The sequence below is a fragment of the Vibrio sp. BS-M-Sm-2 genome (assembly GCF_041504345.1).
Taxonomy (GTDB): Bacteria; Pseudomonadota; Gammaproteobacteria; order Enterobacterales; family Vibrionaceae; genus Vibrio; species Vibrio satsumensis.
The window spans coordinates 3,384,388-3,400,631 of the sequence record NZ_CP167894.1 but is presented as its reverse complement, the minus strand read 5'-3'; the positions used below and the strand labels follow the sequence as shown (position 1 = coordinate 3,400,631).

The following is a 16,244-nucleotide window of genomic DNA, read 5'->3' as shown; positions in this document are numbered from 1 at the left end:
CATAAGCAACACCTGATAGCACATTAATTCATAACAGGGAGAAGCTGCTCATTTCCAACGATGAGTTACTCTATTTGTCCACCACCAAAAACAAAAAAGCCCACCAAGTTAAACCTGGTGGGCTTTTGAATCAGTATGCAGCGTTACGCATTTAGCTGTAAAAGATTATGATTTAGCTAGGCGATTTGCCGTCCAAACATAAAGAAGCTCAAGCGCAATCGTCGCGCCAGCCAATGCGGTAATCTCACTTTGGTCATACGCTGGAGACACTTCTACAACGTCCATACCAACCATATTGATGCCTTGCAGGCCACGGATGATTTTCAGAACTTTATCTGAGTTCAAACCACCACACACTGGCGTACCAGTACCCGGCGCAAAAGCAGGATCCAGACAATCGATATCAAACGTTAGGTAAACTGGCTTATCACCAACAATGCCTTTCACTTGAGCAATGATCTCGTCCACGCTCATGTCGTTCGCTTGCATCGCGTTAATTACGTTAAAGCCGTGACCTTCCTGCTTGTACTCTGTACGAATACCAATTTGCACTGAATGTTCAGGCGAAATTAAACCTTCGTTTGGCGCATGGTAGAACATAGTGCCGTGATCGTAACGACTGCCCTGACTGTAAGTGTCAGTGTGCGCGTCGAAGTGAATCAGAGCCATCTCACCGTACTTCTTGCCGTACGCTCTAAGCAAAGGCAGTGTAATGAAGTGATCGCCACCTAAACCTAACAAAGTTTTACCACTGTTTAAAATCGCATCAGCTGCTGCTTCCAAACGTTGAGTTAGGTCTTCTGCATCACCACAATCAAATACAAGGTCGCCAGCATCAATCACCGAGGTGTGTTCAAATACATTGAAGTCCCAAGGGAATTTTTTGCCTTCCCACGCCAAGTTAACTGACGCACGACGAATCGCATCAGGGCCCATACGAGCACCCGGTCGACCAGACGTCGCCATATCTAACGGCGCACCTAGCACAACCACATCAGCATTATTGTCGATTGGGTTCTGCACCAATGGACAGCGCATAAACGTCATCGCATTGGAATACAGCGAGTAATCTGGTTTCGTAAATAGATCGTTCATTAAAAATCCTCAAGATAGGTATAACCCATCAAGCCTTGCTCTAACTCTTCAAGTACGCTTTGCTGCTCTTGAGCTGGTACTTTAGCCGTTACCAATTCTTTGTAGTTCTGACGAATTAGGTCCATATCAATGTGAACGTAACGCATCATGTCTTCTACTGTGTCACCTTCATTGATGTAGTCAATGTTCGCTTCTCCGCTCTCATCAACATTCACCACGACACTGTGCGTGTCACCAAATAGGTTATGCATATCACCCAAGATCTCTTGGTATGCACCTACTAGGAAGAAGCCCATTAGGTATGGTTCATCTGGGTTCCACGCAGGCACTGGCAATGTTGTTTCAATGCCTTGACCATCAACATACTGGTCAATCGTACCGTCAGAGTCACAAGTGATGTCCAACACCACAGCACGACGCTCATCCGCATTGTCTAAACCGCTCAGTGGTAATACAGGGAACACCTGATCAATACCCCAAGCGTCTGGCAATGACTGGAACAGTGAGAAGTTCACAAAGAACTTGTCCGCTAGTCGCTCGCTCAACTCATCCAAGATAGGACGGTGGTAACGGTTCTTAGTGCTCATACGAGTGCTTAGCTCGTAGTTGATACGCAAAGACATCTGCTCAGCCCAAGCACGGTGCTGAAGGTTCAGCATACCGGTCGCAAATTGGTTGTGTGCTTCTGCAATATCACTTTGCGTATCGTTGTAAATCTCAATCAGCGCGCGGTCATCATTGCCTGCATCTAACTCCAAGAAGTTCTTCCACATATTATTAAGTAACAGTGGTGCGTCTGCTTCTGGTGCTGCCATATCTTCCGGCGAGTAGCTTTCAGTACCAATCACGTTGGTGATCAACACAGCATGGTGCGCAGTCAGTGAGCGACCAGACTCAGAAATAATCACAGGTTGTGGCTGATTGTAGAGCTTACAAATGTCCCCTACTGTCATCACGATGTTACGAGCGTACTCAAGCAAGCCGTAGTTCATAGAGTTCGACGATTGGCTACGAGTGCCGTCGTAATCGACCGCCAAACCGCCACCAACATCTAAGAACTTCAGTTGAGCACCAATGTCACGCAGTTCACAGTAGAAACGAGCTGCTTCACTCACGCCATTTCGCACGTCACGAATGTTCGCCATTTGCGAACCAAGGTGGAAGTGCACAAGTTCAAGTACATCCAGCTGGTCTTCTGCTTTCAAGCGATCGATAACGGTAAGCACTTGTGATGCGGACAAGCCAAACTTCGACTTCTCACCACCACTTGCTTGCCATTTACCCGCGCCTTGAGAAGCAAGACGGATGCGTAAGCCCAAACGAGGTTTTACACCCAGTGCTTTCGCTTCAGAAAGAACAAGATCAAGCTCAGACAGTTTCTCTAGAACGATAAAAACCTTGTGCCCTAGCTTCTCGCCAATCAGTGCAAGGCGGATGTATTCTCTGTCTTTGTAACCGTTACACACGATCACAGAGCTCGCTTTTTGAGCCAACGCCAATACCGCTAATAGTTCAGGCTTACTGCCCGCTTCTAGGCCTAGCTGCTTTTGCTCTAGTTGAGCTTGGCTCGCTAAGATCTCATCAACCACTTCTTTTTGCTGGTTAACTTTAATCGGATAAACAAGTAGGTAACGGTTGTCGTACTGATATTCTTCGATCGCTTGGTTAAATGCGTTACAGATATTGTGCACACGCTGATGCACGATTTGAGGAAAACGCACAAGAGCAGGTAAACCAATATTTCTTTGCTCTAACTGTTTTACGATCTTACTTAGTGGGACTTGATGATTCGTTTCGCTCGGTGATACATACACCTCACCGTTATCATCAATGCCATAAAAACCTTGGCTCCAGTGCTTTACGTTATACTCAGCACGGATGCGTTCCAAATTAACCGAATTTTCCAATTCTAGAGACCTCACACTATAGGGCCATCGACAGAAGATACCTCTTTGGAATAGCGAGGTATAACCCAACAAAAACGTTCGAATACGATTTGTTGGCTGCATTAACCGATATTATTAAGAGCGAGTCCAACCATTGATATTTGTGGTTACGATTACGTTTTTTTATCGACAGATCGACTTAAAGTGACAGGTAAGGAATTACAAGGTTTTAGGCTAAAAATCAGGCGGGAGCGCATTAAATTTAAAGCACTTTCTAACAAGAAATCAGGTAAACAAAATAGCAATCGCACCTAAAATTCCAAGCTAATTTGGTGATGTTAAGTCAGGGTTGTGACAAATATCGGCACTTCACTATCACAACTCTCGCTATCACCAAGATAGTCAGTATCCTGTTCTTCCATACCCATTGATGAGTGTTAAATCATGTCTGAAATGTACACCACCTACGCAAAGCAATACGACTCTGCTGCTCGCGATAATATTTATAATGCCCTATTAGAACGCCCATCAACCGTAGCCTTACTAGACGATGTTAAAGGGCTCGATATTGTCGACCTTGGTTGCGGCTCAGGTATATATGCACAGTGGTTTATCGACCAGGGTGCCAACAAAGTCACGTGTACCGACCTGTCTCAAGATATGGTTGACCTAGTGAACGGAAAACAAATCCCCAATGTGACCGCATACGCGCAAGATGCAGCTCTTGGTTTACCCAAGGAAGCTGATAACAGCGCTGATGTCATCGTGTGCCCATTGGTGCTGCATTACATTGAAGATCTAAAGCCTGTCTTTGATGACGTGTATCGCGTTTTAAAACCGGGCGGCTACATCGTGTTTTCCACTCATCACCCTTTTGCGGATTTTGAGTGCACCCTTTCAGGTAACTACTTTGAGCGCGAATTCATTCAAGAAGAGTGGAACACGGTTGGAACACCAGTTCAGGTAAGCTTCTACCGCCGTTCATTAACCGAGCTTTGCCAAGCTGTCAGCCAATCTGGCTTGCTGATTTCACAAATCACTGAAGGCACAGTCGACGAGAAAGCCAAAGCCATCTCTGAAGAAACGTACGAGCGCCTATCAAAAAACGTTAACTTCATCTTTATGCGTTGCGAGAAAATATCAGCCTAACCCGCAAGCAAATCGCGTGTGCCTTTAACTACCCCAAAGGCACACGATCACTTCTCGCAAACCTGTCATTTCTTCCTTAATACCCGCTTTTCCGTTGTTGGACCCACTTAACTAAATTGCCAGTTCATTACACAAAAAATAAACTTTTCTCATCCGTATCTTGTATTCGACCATAACTTCTTGTAATTTTAACTGACCAACCAATCGGTCAGCCTTAGAATTTAGGGGATACTATGAGCCATAATCTAGACCTTGAACCAAACACGTCGAGCACCAACGACATGGATCAAATATTCAACCGACAACAAGATCACTACCGTAACAACGTTAATCCAACACTTGAGCAGAGACGAAATGATCTCTCAGTCTTGAAAAAACTATTAATGCGCTACCAAGAGCAGTTAATTGAAGCGGTATCAGAAGATTATGGCCATCGAGCAAAGCACGACAGCTTAATTGCTGACATCACCCCTTCCCTACACCAGATCAATTACAGTGATAAAAACCTTAAGAAGTGGTTGAAGCCTTCACGCCGCAAAGCTGGCTTGATGCTAACCCCTGCCAAAATTACTGTGCATTATCAACCTGTAGGTGTGGTTGGCATCATCGTGCCTTGGAACTTCCCAGTTATGCTCTCTTTGGGTCCTCTCATCACGGCATTGGCAGCAGGTAACACTGCAATGCTCAAGATGTCTGAGTTTACTCCTGCAACCAACCGTATTTTGAAAACAATGTTGGCCGAAGGTTTCAGTGAAGAACAAGTGGCGATCATCGAAGGTGAAGCCGACGTTTCTGCTATGTTTAGTCAGCTGCCGTTTGACCATATCCTGTTCACAGGCTCAACCTCTGTTGGTAAGCACGTAATGAAAGCCGCAGCTGCTAACCTAACGCCAGTCACACTAGAGCTAGGCGGAAAGTCTCCAACCATCATCGCACCAGATTTCGATGTCGCTGACGCGGTTGAACGTATCCTATTTGCCAAGAGCTTAAACGCAGGTCAAATCTGTGTCGCACCGGATTACATCTTGCTGCCACGAGAGAAAGTCGATGCATTTATCACCGCTTACAAGCGCTACTTTAAGAAGCTCTACAAAGCAGGAATTGAGAGCAAAGACTTAACCTCAGTGGTTAACATGCGCCAGTACAATCGATTAAAAGGCGTGGTTGAAGATGCGAAGTCAAAGGGTGCTGTGATACACACCGTTACCGCGCAGGCACAAGACGACGTGAACCACAGAATGACACCGCACCTTCTCACCGAAGTGAATGACGACATGGTGGCAATGCAAGAAGAGTTGTTTGGCCCTGTGCTTCCTATCGTGCCGTATGATTCGATTGACGAAGCTATAAGCTACATCACCACCAGAGAACGTCCACTTGCCCTGTACCTAATGAGTCACGACAAGAAAACCCAAGACAGATTCCTATCGGATACACACTCAGGCGGCGTTTGTATCAATGACTCTTTGGTACATGTGGCAGCGGAAGACGCGCCATTTGGTGGTATTGGCCCTTCAGGCATGGGACACTACCACGGCATTGAAGGCTTCAAGACCTTTAGCCATGCAAAAACCGTGTTGACTCGAGGCAAGATCAACTTCACTAAGTTGATGCACCCTCCATACAACAATCCAATCAAGAAAATGATGTTCAAAGTACTGAATCGATGATTACAAAAAGGCAAAAAATCCTAGATGCTGCACTACTACTCTTTTCCCAACAAGGGTTAGAGGGCACATCTACTGGGCAAATAGCGAAGACCGCCGGTGTAGCAAAAGCGACACTGTTTCATCATTTTGAGAACAAATCTCTACTGATTGATGAGCTGTTTCGTGAGTTGAAAGTAGAGCTATTTTCTACTCTGGCTCAACACACAGAAATCGCTGAACAAAACCGCTATCAAGCCTTTAAATTCATGTGGATGACAGGGATTGAGTGGGCATTAGAAAACCCAGTCGCCATGAAGTTCTTCACCAATGTTCATTTTGACCCAACGACTCAAACTCGTGAAGTCATCGTGTCGCAGATGTTCGCATCACTCGATGACATCGTACTGAAAGGACAAGAGGCTGGTGAGTTAATGGTGTTAGACATTAATCTTGTTAGACACTTCATTCACAGCCATTTTTTGATTTGTGCAAACTGGCTAATCGAACAGGACGAGTTATCGCAAGAGCAATCAGCCAAGTACATCAATGATAGCTTTGATATGTGTTGGCGTGCTGTCGGCGGACAAAACCTGTAATCTCCACACTCTTCGAAGCTATTCTTTCAAAGAACACTCTAAAGCGCCTCAGGTTATCTCATGGTTATATAGGCGCTTTAATTATTTGGATACATTTTAATCAGGCCACCATATTGACTTTAAGCACCCTCTTTCAGTAACATCCCACCATCATTTCAAAAGAGAATAACGCCATAATGAAGTACTAACATCCTGACATCCGATTTATTTTTATAAAAATCATTTGGACACTCGGGGTTAGTGGGCGTTACTTCGTCATCTATTTTCGCGACAAATCAAGTTCTTAAAGAACCGTCTTTTGACAACATGAATCTTACAGAACTGTACCTCAAAGACAGAAATCATCTCATCACAGGTTTTCTATTTTTGATTGGTCATCTACCTAAGTAACGTCTTTGGCGATCTATTGTTAGATTCCTACATTAGAGTCTAGATAGAAAAGCGCCTCACCCCTTTTACTCGTTTACACGTAAAGGGAGGTATTCTTATGCCTACTATATTAGCCAATAATCTCTCATTTCAGCTTGATACTGGTGAGTGGTTATTCAAAGACATCACCTTTAATTTGAACATGCGCCTTACAGGACTAGTTGGAAGAAATGGGGCTGGAAAGTCGCTGCTACTTTCGTTACTCACCGGGCAAAAACAACCGACATCAGGCAGTGTTTCCAGACAAGGTTCGATCGGCTTTTACTCGCAATTACCTTCAGAGCTTTTGGATAGCGCAATCAGCATTGCTGACTTCTTAGGTATCACTGAAAAGCTCAATGCCTTGCAAGCCATCGAACGAGGTAGCTGCGAACTTGAGCACTTCAATATCGTTGGTGACGATTGGGATTTACAAGGAAGCATTCAACAGCTTTTAGCTACATTGAAAATAACCAGTGAGTTAACCACACCATGCAACACATTAAGCGGGGGCCAACTTGCCCTCTTGCAACTTCATCGCTTGTTTACGTCGAATCACGACATGTTAATTCTCGATGAACCTTCTAACCATTTGGATAACGACGGACGTCATTGGTTACTAGAGCAGTGCCAGTTGTTTGAAGGCAAAATACTAATCGTAAGTCACGATCGAAGCTTATTAAGACACATGGAAGGAATCTACCACCTCAACAGTTTGGGGTTACGTTTCTACAAAGGAAACTACGATGATTACTTCAAACAAATGTCGAGCCAAAGTGAAGCATTGGACAAGCAGATTGCGCATCATCAATCTGAAAAGAAACGTCTGGAGCGCCAAGCTCAGGCTAATAAGGAAAAAGCACAACAGCGAGAGGCGCAAGGAAATCGACTGCGTAAATCAGGCAGTCAGCCCAAGATCTTAATGGATGCAATGAAAGACAAAGCCGGACGAACACAAGCAGCGTCAGCTACTAGCCACAGTAACTTAAAGGAGCAAAATCAAAATCAGCTTCAATCTCTTAAAGAACAAAAAGAGCAGATGAAACCGCAGGCCTTGTATCTACAACAGAGTAATAGCAAGAAAAAGAACGCGCTGTTAACTGTTAAAGATTGCCGACTTGAGTATGGGCCTGGTACTGCTATCCACTTTTCTCTGTCACAAGGCGAACGCTGTTATCTAAGCGGTGCAAACGGCTGTGGTAAATCGACACTGTTGAAAGCGATTCACAACGAGCACAAGAACTACACTGGCACCATCAAACGCTTAGGATCTACGGTGTACCTTGATCAACACTTTGGTTTATTGGATACCCATAACACCATGTTCGATAGCCTCATGACACATAGTGATGGGCTCACAGAGAGTGATGCTCGGACATTGTTAGCTGGCATCGGCTTTAGGCGTGATTCTGTGTACCGCAAAGTCGCTCACCTAAGTGGTGGAGAGAAAATGAAACTGGCGATGTTGATTGTCAGCCATAAGCAAGACTCTCCACTACTGCTGCTTGATGAGCCAGACAATCATTTAGATATCGACTCTAAGCAGATATTAGCGTCAGCTTTGCGTGAATACCGAGGCGCTTTTATCTTAGTCAGTCATGACGTCGATTTTGTTGAGGAGGTCGGCGTTAGCCAAAATCGTATTCAGCTTTAACCTTGATACCAACGACCACTGAGCTTAGATAGGAGGGTATTGTTGCGGATACTCGCCTTTCTCGATTGAGACAAGTACACTACGCGCCTCGAACATCTATTCATAAGGCTAAGGTTTGCATACTCTAGAACAATTAAAATCAGGGCAACTTAAAGGTATTAAGCGCTTAAAACTATCAGAAGGTCTCACTGAGTTTCCATTAGAAATATTGGATCTCGCCGATTCACTAGAAATTCTGGATCTTTCGGGGAATCAACTATCAGACTTACCTGAAGAGTTATCACAGCTGACTCACCTGCGTATTATCTTCGCGTCGAATAACCTATTTACGCACCTTCCTGATGTTCTTGGGTCACTTCCTCAACTTGAAATGATCGGTTTCAAGACCAACCAAATCAAAACCGTGAGTGAAGAGTCTCTGCCACCTCAATTACGCTGGTTGATCCTGACAGATAATGCAATCGAGGTTCTGCCTAACTCACTGGGTGAAAGACCAAGACTGCAAAAGCTGGCACTCGCAGGCAACCAGCTTCGCGCTTTACCTGAGAGTATGGAAAAGCTATCCAACCTCGGACTGGTTCGGTTGTCTGCAAACCAACTGACGGAATTCCCAGAGTTCCTTATTAAGCTTCCGAAACTGGCTTGGTTAGCCTTTGCGGGTAATCCATTTTGCAAACACCCGAGCAGCTTAGATAGCGTGCCAGCGGTGAGCTCGCAATGCTACTCATTGAACCAAGTGCTTGGCCAAGGCGCATCAGGCGTGATATCTCATGCTAATTGGTCAAACAGTGATTTTGACTTCCCTCAGGAAGTGGCAGTTAAAGTATTCAAAGGCGAAGTAACAAGCGACGGCTACCCACATGATGAACTGGAAGCGTGTCTTCAAGCTGGTCACCATAGCAACCTAGTGAAGTCTATCGCTCAAGTGGACGAGCAAGATTACCTTGCGTTGGTAATGGAGCTTATCCCAAGCAGCTATTACAACCTAGGCTTGCCACCGACACTCGAGACTTGCACCCGTGATACTTTCCCAGAAGATTTCGAACTTCCAATCGCGCAAATCGACAACATCGTTACTCAAATGATTGATGTATTTAATCACCTACACGACAACAAGGTGTGCCACGGTGATTTGTATGCGCACAACACCCTAGTCAATAAGCAAGGCCAAATGATCTTTGGTGACTTTGGCGCTGCAACTATCTATGGCTACCTAACTGAAGAACAGCAACAAGGCATTCGTCGTATCGAAGCTCGCGCATTAAAGTACTTTATTGATGACTTGCTAACGGTTTGCGCGAAACAAGATGTTGGAAGTGAACTGCACTCTCGCCTAACAAACTTTGAAGCGTAAACGCCGTAGATAAACAGAACTTAAAGAATGCTAACGCTTAGTTAGCTTCGCCAGAAACAACAAAGCCAACATCACTGTTGGCTTTGTTATTTCTGGGAATATTGCTCACTTTAGTAAGCTCGACGAAAGGAGTTAACACTCAGCTTGCACCAGCTTCAGATACGAATGCAGGTCGCCGTTCTTATGTTCCACCGCTGAATGGATATTAAGATCTGCCCTAGCAACAACCGCAAATTGATATCGGTTATCGCCCTTAGTAATCTCAACGTGCAATAAGCCGTCTTTTAACTGCCATTGCCCTACCGTTTTAAAGCGGTCAAACAAACGGTACTCCGTTAGAGTGCCATCCGCTTTAAAATGCACTTCAGTAATGTAACCACCCGTGCAGCTTTTTACCCAAACACGGTTATCAATATCACTGATAACAAAGTCGCGCTTGGTTGCACGCCAAACTAAAAACGCTTCGCTGTCGTAAAGATCGATGTCGAGATCGGTACGAGGAATTAACGGCTGGTCAGTTTGCTCACGACAATAAAGTTGAAGCAAGATTTGCTGCTTAGTGTCGCTCGAGAACTCAGTCATAATCCCTCCTATCTATCCAAGAACTGTACTAAACGTGCGTTGTTAGCGATTAAACCAGCTCGTAAGAGACAACGTAAAGCTGAGAAATACCTGGGTAGATATCTTGAATCACATCTTTCAGAACTTGCAGCGTCATGTTCTCTTGTTGTGCATGAAACTCACCCAGTTCATCGAACAGGATTGGTTCTACGCTGATGATCTTAAGATTACAGAACACGCGACCTTCTTCTAACGTTGATACTTCAACAACGCTACCGGGTTGGTAATCGCGTTCAGATTCATCGCGAATGGTAATGGTCTTTTTGCCAGAAAGGATGTCAGCTTCAAAACGTCCAAAGAACGTCATAGTAGTTGGTGCGGTCATTTATTCAGTCGCTTAGCATTAAGGGTTAGGTAGATGTTTATATACCAGAATGCCTGTCCAAGCGAATAAAAATTAGATGCGGAAGTTTGTCTCGTCATTCCCAAAACTGACGGAGGAAGGAGTTGGGAATCTCTTGAGGCCAAATTACAGGCAATAAAAAAGGAGAACCGAAGTTCTCCTTTTCTTAAACCTTTAAGCTAACTCTAAATTATAGAGATGCTTTCGCTTTTTCAACTAGAACAGCAAATGCTGCTTTGTCGAATACTGCGATGTCAGCAAGAATCTTACGGTCGATCTCGATAGATGCTTTCTTAAGGCCATTGATGAAACGGCTGTAAGATAGACCATTTTGACGAGATGCCGCGTTGATACGTGCAATCCAAAGTTGACGGAATTGACGTTTCTTGTTGCGACGGTCACGGTAAGCGTATTGACCAGCTTTGGTAACTGCTTGGAAAGCTACGCGGTAAACACGTGAACGTGCTCCGTAGTAACCTTTAGCTTGTTTTAGAACTTTCTTATGACGTGCACGAGCTTGTACACCACGTTTTACGCGAGGCATTGTGCTTCTCCTAAACTAAACGAATTTATAAACTAAAAAGAATTAAGCGTATGGCATCATACGTAGAACTTGAGCAACTTCACATTTAGGAAGGATCGAGTTCGGACGTAGCTGACGCTTGTTCTTAGTAGTACGCTTAGTCAGGATGTGACGTTTACCAGCGTGCTTAAACTTAATACCACCAGCAGTTTTCTGGAAACGCTTAGCAGCACCTTTGTTGGTTTTCATCTTAGGCATGATGAATAACTCCGCATTGTTGAGTTGTTAATAACATAGTAATTAGGGCGAATAAAACCCCGCAACCTGAGGCTGCAGGGTTTAATTACTTGCAAAGCCGTTAATTACTTCTTTTTAGGGGCCAACACCATGATCATCTGGCGACCTTCAATTCTCGTTGGGAAAGATTCGACTACTGCAAATTCTTCAGTATCCGCTTTCAAACGATTAAGAACGTCAACACCGATTTCTTGGTGAGCCATTTCGCGGCCACGGAAGCGAATTGTTACCTTCACTTTGTTGCCGTCTTCTAGGAAACCAGTCAGGTTGCGTAGTTTTACCTGATAGTCTCCAATATCAGTTCCAGGTCGGAATTTAATTTCCTTGATCTGAACCTGCTTTTGCTTCTTCTTCTGCTCTTTCGCAGCTTTGCTCTTCTCGAAGAGGAACTTACCGTAGTCCATCACACGACAAACTGGCGGCTCGGCGTTAGGGCTGATCTCTACAAGATCCATACCAGCTTCATTTGCAGCTTCCATCGCTTCAGCGATTGATACTACACCAACAGCTTCGCCGTCTGCGCCAGTTAGACGCACTTCACGAACGCCACGAATGTCACCGTTTAAACGGTGCTGGTTTTGTTTGGCCGGTTGTTGGCCACGTCTTCCGCCTTTAATAGCTATTCCTCCAGATTGAGCTTACGGCTTGAAACCTCGGCTTGGATGTATGAAATAAAGTCATCCACTTTAAATTTGCCAAGGTCCTTACCTTTACGTGTACGTACTGCAATTTCGCCGGCTTCCATTTCTTGGTCACCACACACAAGCATGAACGGTACACGTTTCAAAGTATGTTCGCGGATTTTAAAGCCAATCTTCTCATTTCTCAAGTCTGCTTTGACTCTAAATCCACTTTTTTGCAGTTTTTTCGTAATTTCTTGTACATATTCAGACTGTTTGTCTGTAATGCCCATTACAACTGCTTGTTCTGGCGCCAACCACGTTGGGAAGAAACCAGCATATTCTTCAATAAGAATACCGATGAAGCGTTCTAGTGAACCTAAAATCGCGCGGTGGATCATAACTGGCGTGTGACGCTCGTTATCTTCACCTACGTAAGTCGCACCTAAACGTTCTGGTAATGCAAAATCGAGCTGCACTGTACCACATTGCCAAGCGCGGTCCAAACAATCATGCAAAGTAAATTCAATCTTAGGTCCGTAGAACGCACCCTCGCCTTCTTGAATCTCGTATGCAATGTCCATTGCCTCTAGCGCTTGCTTAAGGTCAGCCTCTGCACGGTCCCACATTTCGTCTGAACCTACACGCTGTTCTGGACGAGTAGATAGCTTAACAACGATGCTTTCGAAGCCGAAAGTTGTGTAAGTATCGTAAACCATTTCAATACAAGCTTTAACTTCTTGTTGAACTTGGTCTTCAGTACAGAATACGTGAGCATCATCTTGAGTGAAGCCACGAACACGCATAATACCGTGAAGTGCGCCAGACGGCTCGTTACGGTGACATGAGCCGAACTCAGCCATACGTAGCGGTAGATCACGGTAAGATTTCAAACCTTGGTTGAAGATTTGAACGTGACCAGGACAGTTCATTGGCTTGATAGCGTATTCACGGTTCTCAGAAGAAGTTGTGAACATTGCTTCAGCGTACTTATCCCAGTGACCAGAGCGTTCCCAAAGAACACGGTCCATCATTAATGGGCCTTTAACTTCTTGGTAATCGTACTCAGTCAGCTTCTGACGAATAAATACTTCTAGCTCACGGAAGATAGTCCAACCGTTATGGTGCCAGAACACCATGCCTGGTGCTTCTTGCTGCATGTGGAATAGGTCAAGCGCTTTGCCGATTTTACGGTGGTCACGTTTAGCCGCTTCTTCTAGGCGCACAAGGTGAGCTTTAAGCGCCTTCTTGTCGTGGAATGCAGTGCCGTAGATACGTTGAAGCATCTTGTTGTCACTGTTACCACGCCAGTATGCACCTGCTACGTTAAGTAGAGTGAAGTGCTGGCAGAAGCTCATGTTAGGCACGTGTGGACCACGACACATATCGATGTATTCTTCGTGATGGTACAGGCCTGGACGATCGTCTTTAGAAACGTTCTCGTCCAAGATTTCAATCTTGTAAGTCTCGCCGCGAGCTTCGAATGCGTCGCGCGCTTCCTGCCAGCTAACTTTCTTCTTAACAACCTGGTACTTGGTCTTCGCTAGCTCTTTCATGCGCTTTTCAATCTTTTCTAGATCTTCTTGCGTTAGAGAGTGCTCAAGGTCGATATCGTAGTAGAAGCCGTTATCGATAGTAGGACCGATCGCCATTTTCGCTTCTGGAAAAAGCTGCTTAACCGCGTGGCCTAAAAGGTGAGCACAAGAGTGACGAACGATCTCAAGGCCATCAACTTCATCTTTAGCTGTGATGATTTCTAGGCTTGCATCGTTTTCGATAAGATCACAAGCATCAACACGCTCGCCATCTACACGACCAGCAATGGTTGCTTTCGCAAGACCAGGACCGATTGATAGGGCAACATCTAGAGTTGATACAGGGTTGTCAAATTGACGCTGACTACCGTCAGGAAGAGTAATAATTGGCATTATTTGTCCTTTACAGTGGTGTTGCACACCAAGCAACACATGAAAATGTTTAATATATGTCTTTCAATCAACTAGTACGTTGATTGGGGATATATGCATAATAAATATACCCACATAGAAGCAAATACAGATGCCACATTTGTGAGTAGCCGAACATTGTAACGAAATAATATGAAATGACAATGTTAGTCCCGTAGCACCACAAAAACTATATGACTGAAATGTCTCTTCTATATAGATCCTTCTAACGCCTTACCCATAGCTCAATCATTAATTCGTTGGCTTTATCTACAATACAAAAAAGCCGAACGTTTAAGTTCGGCTTTAGAAATCATATTGAACCTATTAATAGAAAGACACTACTAACAGAGAGGCAACTACGCACTCATGATTCTTGAAACTGCATTGCGAATATCTGAATCAGCAGCATTAGCAGGTAAGCTAAATGAAATATATTGGTCACCGCGGAAGCTCAGTGAGCGGTCAATTTCGGCTAAGCAATGAACCATAGAACCATCTACTATGAATGACAGTTCAATCTCTTTGTTATTCATAAAGCCGCCGCTGCGAAACTCAATCTCTTGGTAACAGCCTGAGCGAGAAGCAAAGCTATTGCCTTTTAAGAAGCCCTTCTCTACGTCTGCCTTCACCATTGCCATGCCCGATGCTTCCACACCTTGGATGATTTTAGCGACTGTTGGCAGTGGGTGTACGGAGATAAAGTCACGGTCTTTAGGGTCAATCGCGAAGCCAATATCTAGGTTGGTTTCTACCCAAACATGGCACTGGTTCATTTTTGCGTTCAACGCAGTCACTGGCGTTTCATCATTAAGTTTAAGACGGAATGGAACCAGTTTGGTTTCGCCCGGTTGGATCACGAAAGGCTCTACGGCTTGAATACGACCCAGTGAAAAAGTTTCGTAACTGGTGCTGTCTTCTGTTTCCACTTTCACTTCTGTGTTGAGAACCAAGTTAATCATATCGATTTGTTGCTCAACATCGCCACCAATGATGTGAACGTTACCAGACAACTCGCCACCTTGGAAAACGTCAATATTATCTAAGACGGTATCAACCTTTGCTGCACCAATGCCCAACGAGGCCTTCAATTTCTTAAACATATTATTTCCCTTTCTAATTATCTGATTTACGAATAGTTATTGCGTGACAATTTGCGACACTTGCCTCACAGAATCAAGCAATTTGCCCCATCTATGTTGAATAAGGTCACATTGCCCGAGGAAATGTTGAAATCATGAAAAAATCCGTTACTCTATTTGTATAGTCAAATAAGGTTTCATTATGTCGAAAGCGCCGCTCTACCTTCAGATAAAACAGTTCATAGACGACAAAATCACCAATGGTCACTGGCCGGTGGGTTATCAAATCACCACCGAACTCGAACTCACAGAGCAGTTCAATGTAAGTAGAATGACGGTCAACAAAGCCATTCGAGATCTTGTGTCTGAAGGCAAGCTCATCAGGAAACCAAGACTAGGTACTTTTGTTTGTGAACCAGACGAAAAAGCGCAATCTCCGCTGCTCGATATCAACAACATCGCACAAGAGATCAAAGACCGCGGCCAAACGTATACTAGCGAAGTTATCAAGCACGATAGCATCAAGGCTGATGAAAGCACGGCTACACGGTTAGGTGTGATGATTAACGCAGAGGTGTTCTATAGTGAAATCATACACTTTGCCGACAACACGCCGATACAACTGGAAGCGCGCTGGGTGAACTCTCAAGCCGCTCCAAAATACCTAGAGCAAGATTTTTCAACCTCTACACCCAACGAATACCTTTCAAAAAGCTGCCCGTTGAGTGCGATCGAACACACGGTTGAAGCTATTATTCCGGACTCTCAAATTAGAACGTCACTAAAGCTTTCTGAATCAGAGCCTTGCCTTCTTTTGAATAGAAGAACATGGAGTAAAGAACGTCTCATCAGCTTTGCATTACTCTACCATCCTGGCTCTAAGTACAAATTAAGCTCCAAGATACTTCTAGATTAAAGAACATCATCCTGATCGCCGATCACATTTTTGCAACATCAACTTGATTCGGCTCAGCGTTTAGCCTATTTATTTGTATATACATTTAATGTTTAGCAAAGATCT

The 16,244-nt window shown here is 44.4% G+C and carries 15 protein-coding genes; 6 read left to right on the top strand and 9 right to left on the bottom strand.

Features of this window, described 5'->3' with window-relative positions; genetic code table 11:
- Nucleotides 1–165 precede the first annotated feature (165 nt).
- Both speB and speA read right to left on the bottom strand, forming a co-directional pair.
- Nucleotides 166–1,095, bottom strand: a complete 930-nt coding sequence (gene speB / locus AB8613_RS15495) for an agmatinase (protein WP_371713916.1) — start codon at nt 1,093–1,095, stop codon at nt 166–168.
- Complete coding sequence (gene speA / locus AB8613_RS15490; RefSeq protein WP_372384828.1) at nt 1,095–2,984, bottom strand: arginine decarboxylase; 1,890 nt, start codon at nt 2,982–2,984, stop codon at nt 1,095–1,097. The genes speB and speA overlap by 1 nt, the downstream gene beginning before the upstream one ends.
- Before the next feature lie 441 nt (nt 2,985–3,425).
- On the opposite strand from speA, the gene AB8613_RS15485 reads away from it, so the two are divergent.
- The 5 genes from AB8613_RS15485 (at nt 3,426) to AB8613_RS15465 (ending at nt 9,791) form a co-directional block, all read left to right on the top strand.
- On the top strand, nt 3,426–4,130 hold the full coding sequence (locus AB8613_RS15485; RefSeq protein WP_372384086.1) for a class I SAM-dependent methyltransferase: 705 nt from the start codon (nt 3,426–3,428) through the stop codon (nt 4,128–4,130).
- A 233-nt stretch (nt 4,131–4,363) separates the two neighbouring features.
- Nucleotides 4,364–5,800: a coniferyl aldehyde dehydrogenase gene (locus tag AB8613_RS15480; RefSeq protein ID WP_372384085.1), complete on the top strand. Its 1,437-nt coding sequence runs from the start codon at nt 4,364–4,366 to the stop codon at nt 5,798–5,800.
- On the top strand, nt 5,797–6,375 hold the full coding sequence (locus tag AB8613_RS15475) for a TetR/AcrR family transcriptional regulator (RefSeq protein ID WP_372384084.1): 579 nt from the start codon (nt 5,797–5,799) through the stop codon (nt 6,373–6,375). Before AB8613_RS15480 ends, AB8613_RS15475 begins: the two co-directional genes overlap by 4 nt.
- Before the next feature lie 487 nt (nt 6,376–6,862).
- A complete protein-coding gene (locus AB8613_RS15470; protein ID WP_372384083.1) occupies nt 6,863–8,437 on the top strand; it encodes an ABC-F family ATP-binding cassette domain-containing protein in 1,575 nt (524 codons plus the stop codon).
- Between the two features lie 115 nt (nt 8,438–8,552).
- Entirely contained in the window at nt 8,553–9,791 is a 1,239-nt protein-coding gene (locus AB8613_RS15465; protein WP_372384082.1) for a leucine-rich repeat-containing protein kinase family protein, read from the top strand.
- Between the two features lie 132 nt (nt 9,792–9,923).
- On the opposite strand, the gene AB8613_RS15460 is transcribed toward AB8613_RS15465, so the two are convergent.
- From AB8613_RS15460 to AB8613_RS15430, 7 genes are all read right to left on the bottom strand, one after another.
- On the bottom strand, nt 9,924–10,373 hold the full coding sequence (locus AB8613_RS15460; RefSeq protein WP_372384081.1) for a hypothetical protein: 450 nt from the start codon (nt 10,371–10,373) through the stop codon (nt 9,924–9,926).
- 49 nt (nt 10,374–10,422) lie between these two features.
- On the bottom strand, nt 10,423–10,737 hold the full coding sequence (gene yqfB, locus AB8613_RS15455) for a N(4)-acetylcytidine aminohydrolase (RefSeq protein WP_017055195.1): 315 nt from the start codon (nt 10,735–10,737) through the stop codon (nt 10,423–10,425).
- 208 nt (nt 10,738–10,945) lie between these two features.
- Nucleotides 10,946–11,299 carry a 50S ribosomal protein L20 gene (rplT, locus tag AB8613_RS15450; RefSeq protein ID WP_004733517.1) on the bottom strand — a complete coding sequence of 118 codons (354 nt, stop codon included), beginning with the start codon at nt 11,297–11,299 and terminating at the stop codon, nt 10,946–10,948.
- A 42-nt stretch (nt 11,300–11,341) separates the two neighbouring features.
- Nucleotides 11,342–11,536: a 50S ribosomal protein L35 gene (rpmI, locus tag AB8613_RS15445; RefSeq protein WP_004738430.1), complete on the bottom strand. Its 195-nt coding sequence runs from the start codon at nt 11,534–11,536 to the stop codon at nt 11,342–11,344.
- 104 nt (nt 11,537–11,640) lie between these two features.
- Entirely contained in the window at nt 11,641–12,129 is a 489-nt protein-coding gene (infC, locus tag AB8613_RS15440; RefSeq protein WP_372384827.1) for a translation initiation factor IF-3, read from the bottom strand.
- A 65-nt stretch (nt 12,130–12,194) separates the two neighbouring features.
- Nucleotides 12,195–14,123, bottom strand: coding sequence for a threonine--tRNA ligase (gene thrS / locus AB8613_RS15435; RefSeq protein ID WP_016768282.1), 1,929 nt, complete (start codon nt 14,121–14,123; stop codon nt 12,195–12,197).
- 377 nt (nt 14,124–14,500) lie between these two features.
- Nucleotides 14,501–15,244 carry a sporulation protein gene (locus tag AB8613_RS15430; protein ID WP_371713913.1) on the bottom strand — a complete coding sequence of 248 codons (744 nt, stop codon included), beginning with the start codon at nt 15,242–15,244 and terminating at the stop codon, nt 14,501–14,503.
- A 181-nt stretch (nt 15,245–15,425) separates the two neighbouring features.
- Between AB8613_RS15430 and hutC the strand changes: the two genes are divergently transcribed.
- Entirely contained in the window at nt 15,426–16,139 is a 714-nt protein-coding gene (gene hutC, locus AB8613_RS15425) for a histidine utilization repressor (protein ID WP_102393422.1), read from the top strand.
- Nucleotides 16,140–16,244: the final 105 nt, after the last annotated feature.

Bases quoted from the DNA above. Each gene is read 5' to 3' on its own strand.
- speB (WP_371713916.1), bottom strand. From the start codon at position 1,095: ATGAACGATCTATTTACGAAACCAGATTACTCGCTGTATTCCAATGCG.
- AB8613_RS15485 (WP_372384086.1), top strand. From the start codon at position 3,426: ATGTCTGAAATGTACACCACCTACGCAAAGCAATACGACTCTGCTGCT.
- AB8613_RS15480 (WP_372384085.1), top strand. From the start codon at position 4,364: ATGAGCCATAATCTAGACCTTGAACCAAACACGTCGAGCACCAACGAC.
- AB8613_RS15475 (WP_372384084.1), top strand. From the start codon at position 5,797: ATGATTACAAAAAGGCAAAAAATCCTAGATGCTGCACTACTACTCTTT.
- AB8613_RS15470 (WP_372384083.1), top strand. From the start codon at position 6,863: ATGCCTACTATATTAGCCAATAATCTCTCATTTCAGCTTGATACTGGT.
- AB8613_RS15460 (WP_372384081.1), bottom strand. From the start codon at position 10,373: ATGACTGAGTTCTCGAGCGACACTAAGCAGCAAATCTTGCTTCAACTT.
- yqfB (WP_017055195.1), bottom strand. From the start codon at position 10,737: ATGACCGCACCAACTACTATGACGTTCTTTGGACGTTTTGAAGCTGAC.
- rplT (WP_004733517.1), bottom strand. From the start codon at position 11,299: ATGCCTCGCGTAAAACGTGGTGTACAAGCTCGTGCACGTCATAAGAAA.
- rpmI (WP_004738430.1), bottom strand. From the start codon at position 11,536: ATGCCTAAGATGAAAACCAACAAAGGTGCTGCTAAGCGTTTCCAGAAA.
- thrS (WP_016768282.1), bottom strand. From the start codon at position 14,123: ATGCCAATTATTACTCTTCCTGACGGTAGTCAGCGTCAATTTGACAAC.
- AB8613_RS15430 (WP_371713913.1), bottom strand. From the start codon at position 15,244: ATGTTTAAGAAATTGAAGGCCTCGTTGGGCATTGGTGCAGCAAAGGTT.
- hutC (WP_102393422.1), top strand. From the start codon at position 15,426: ATGTCGAAAGCGCCGCTCTACCTTCAGATAAAACAGTTCATAGACGAC.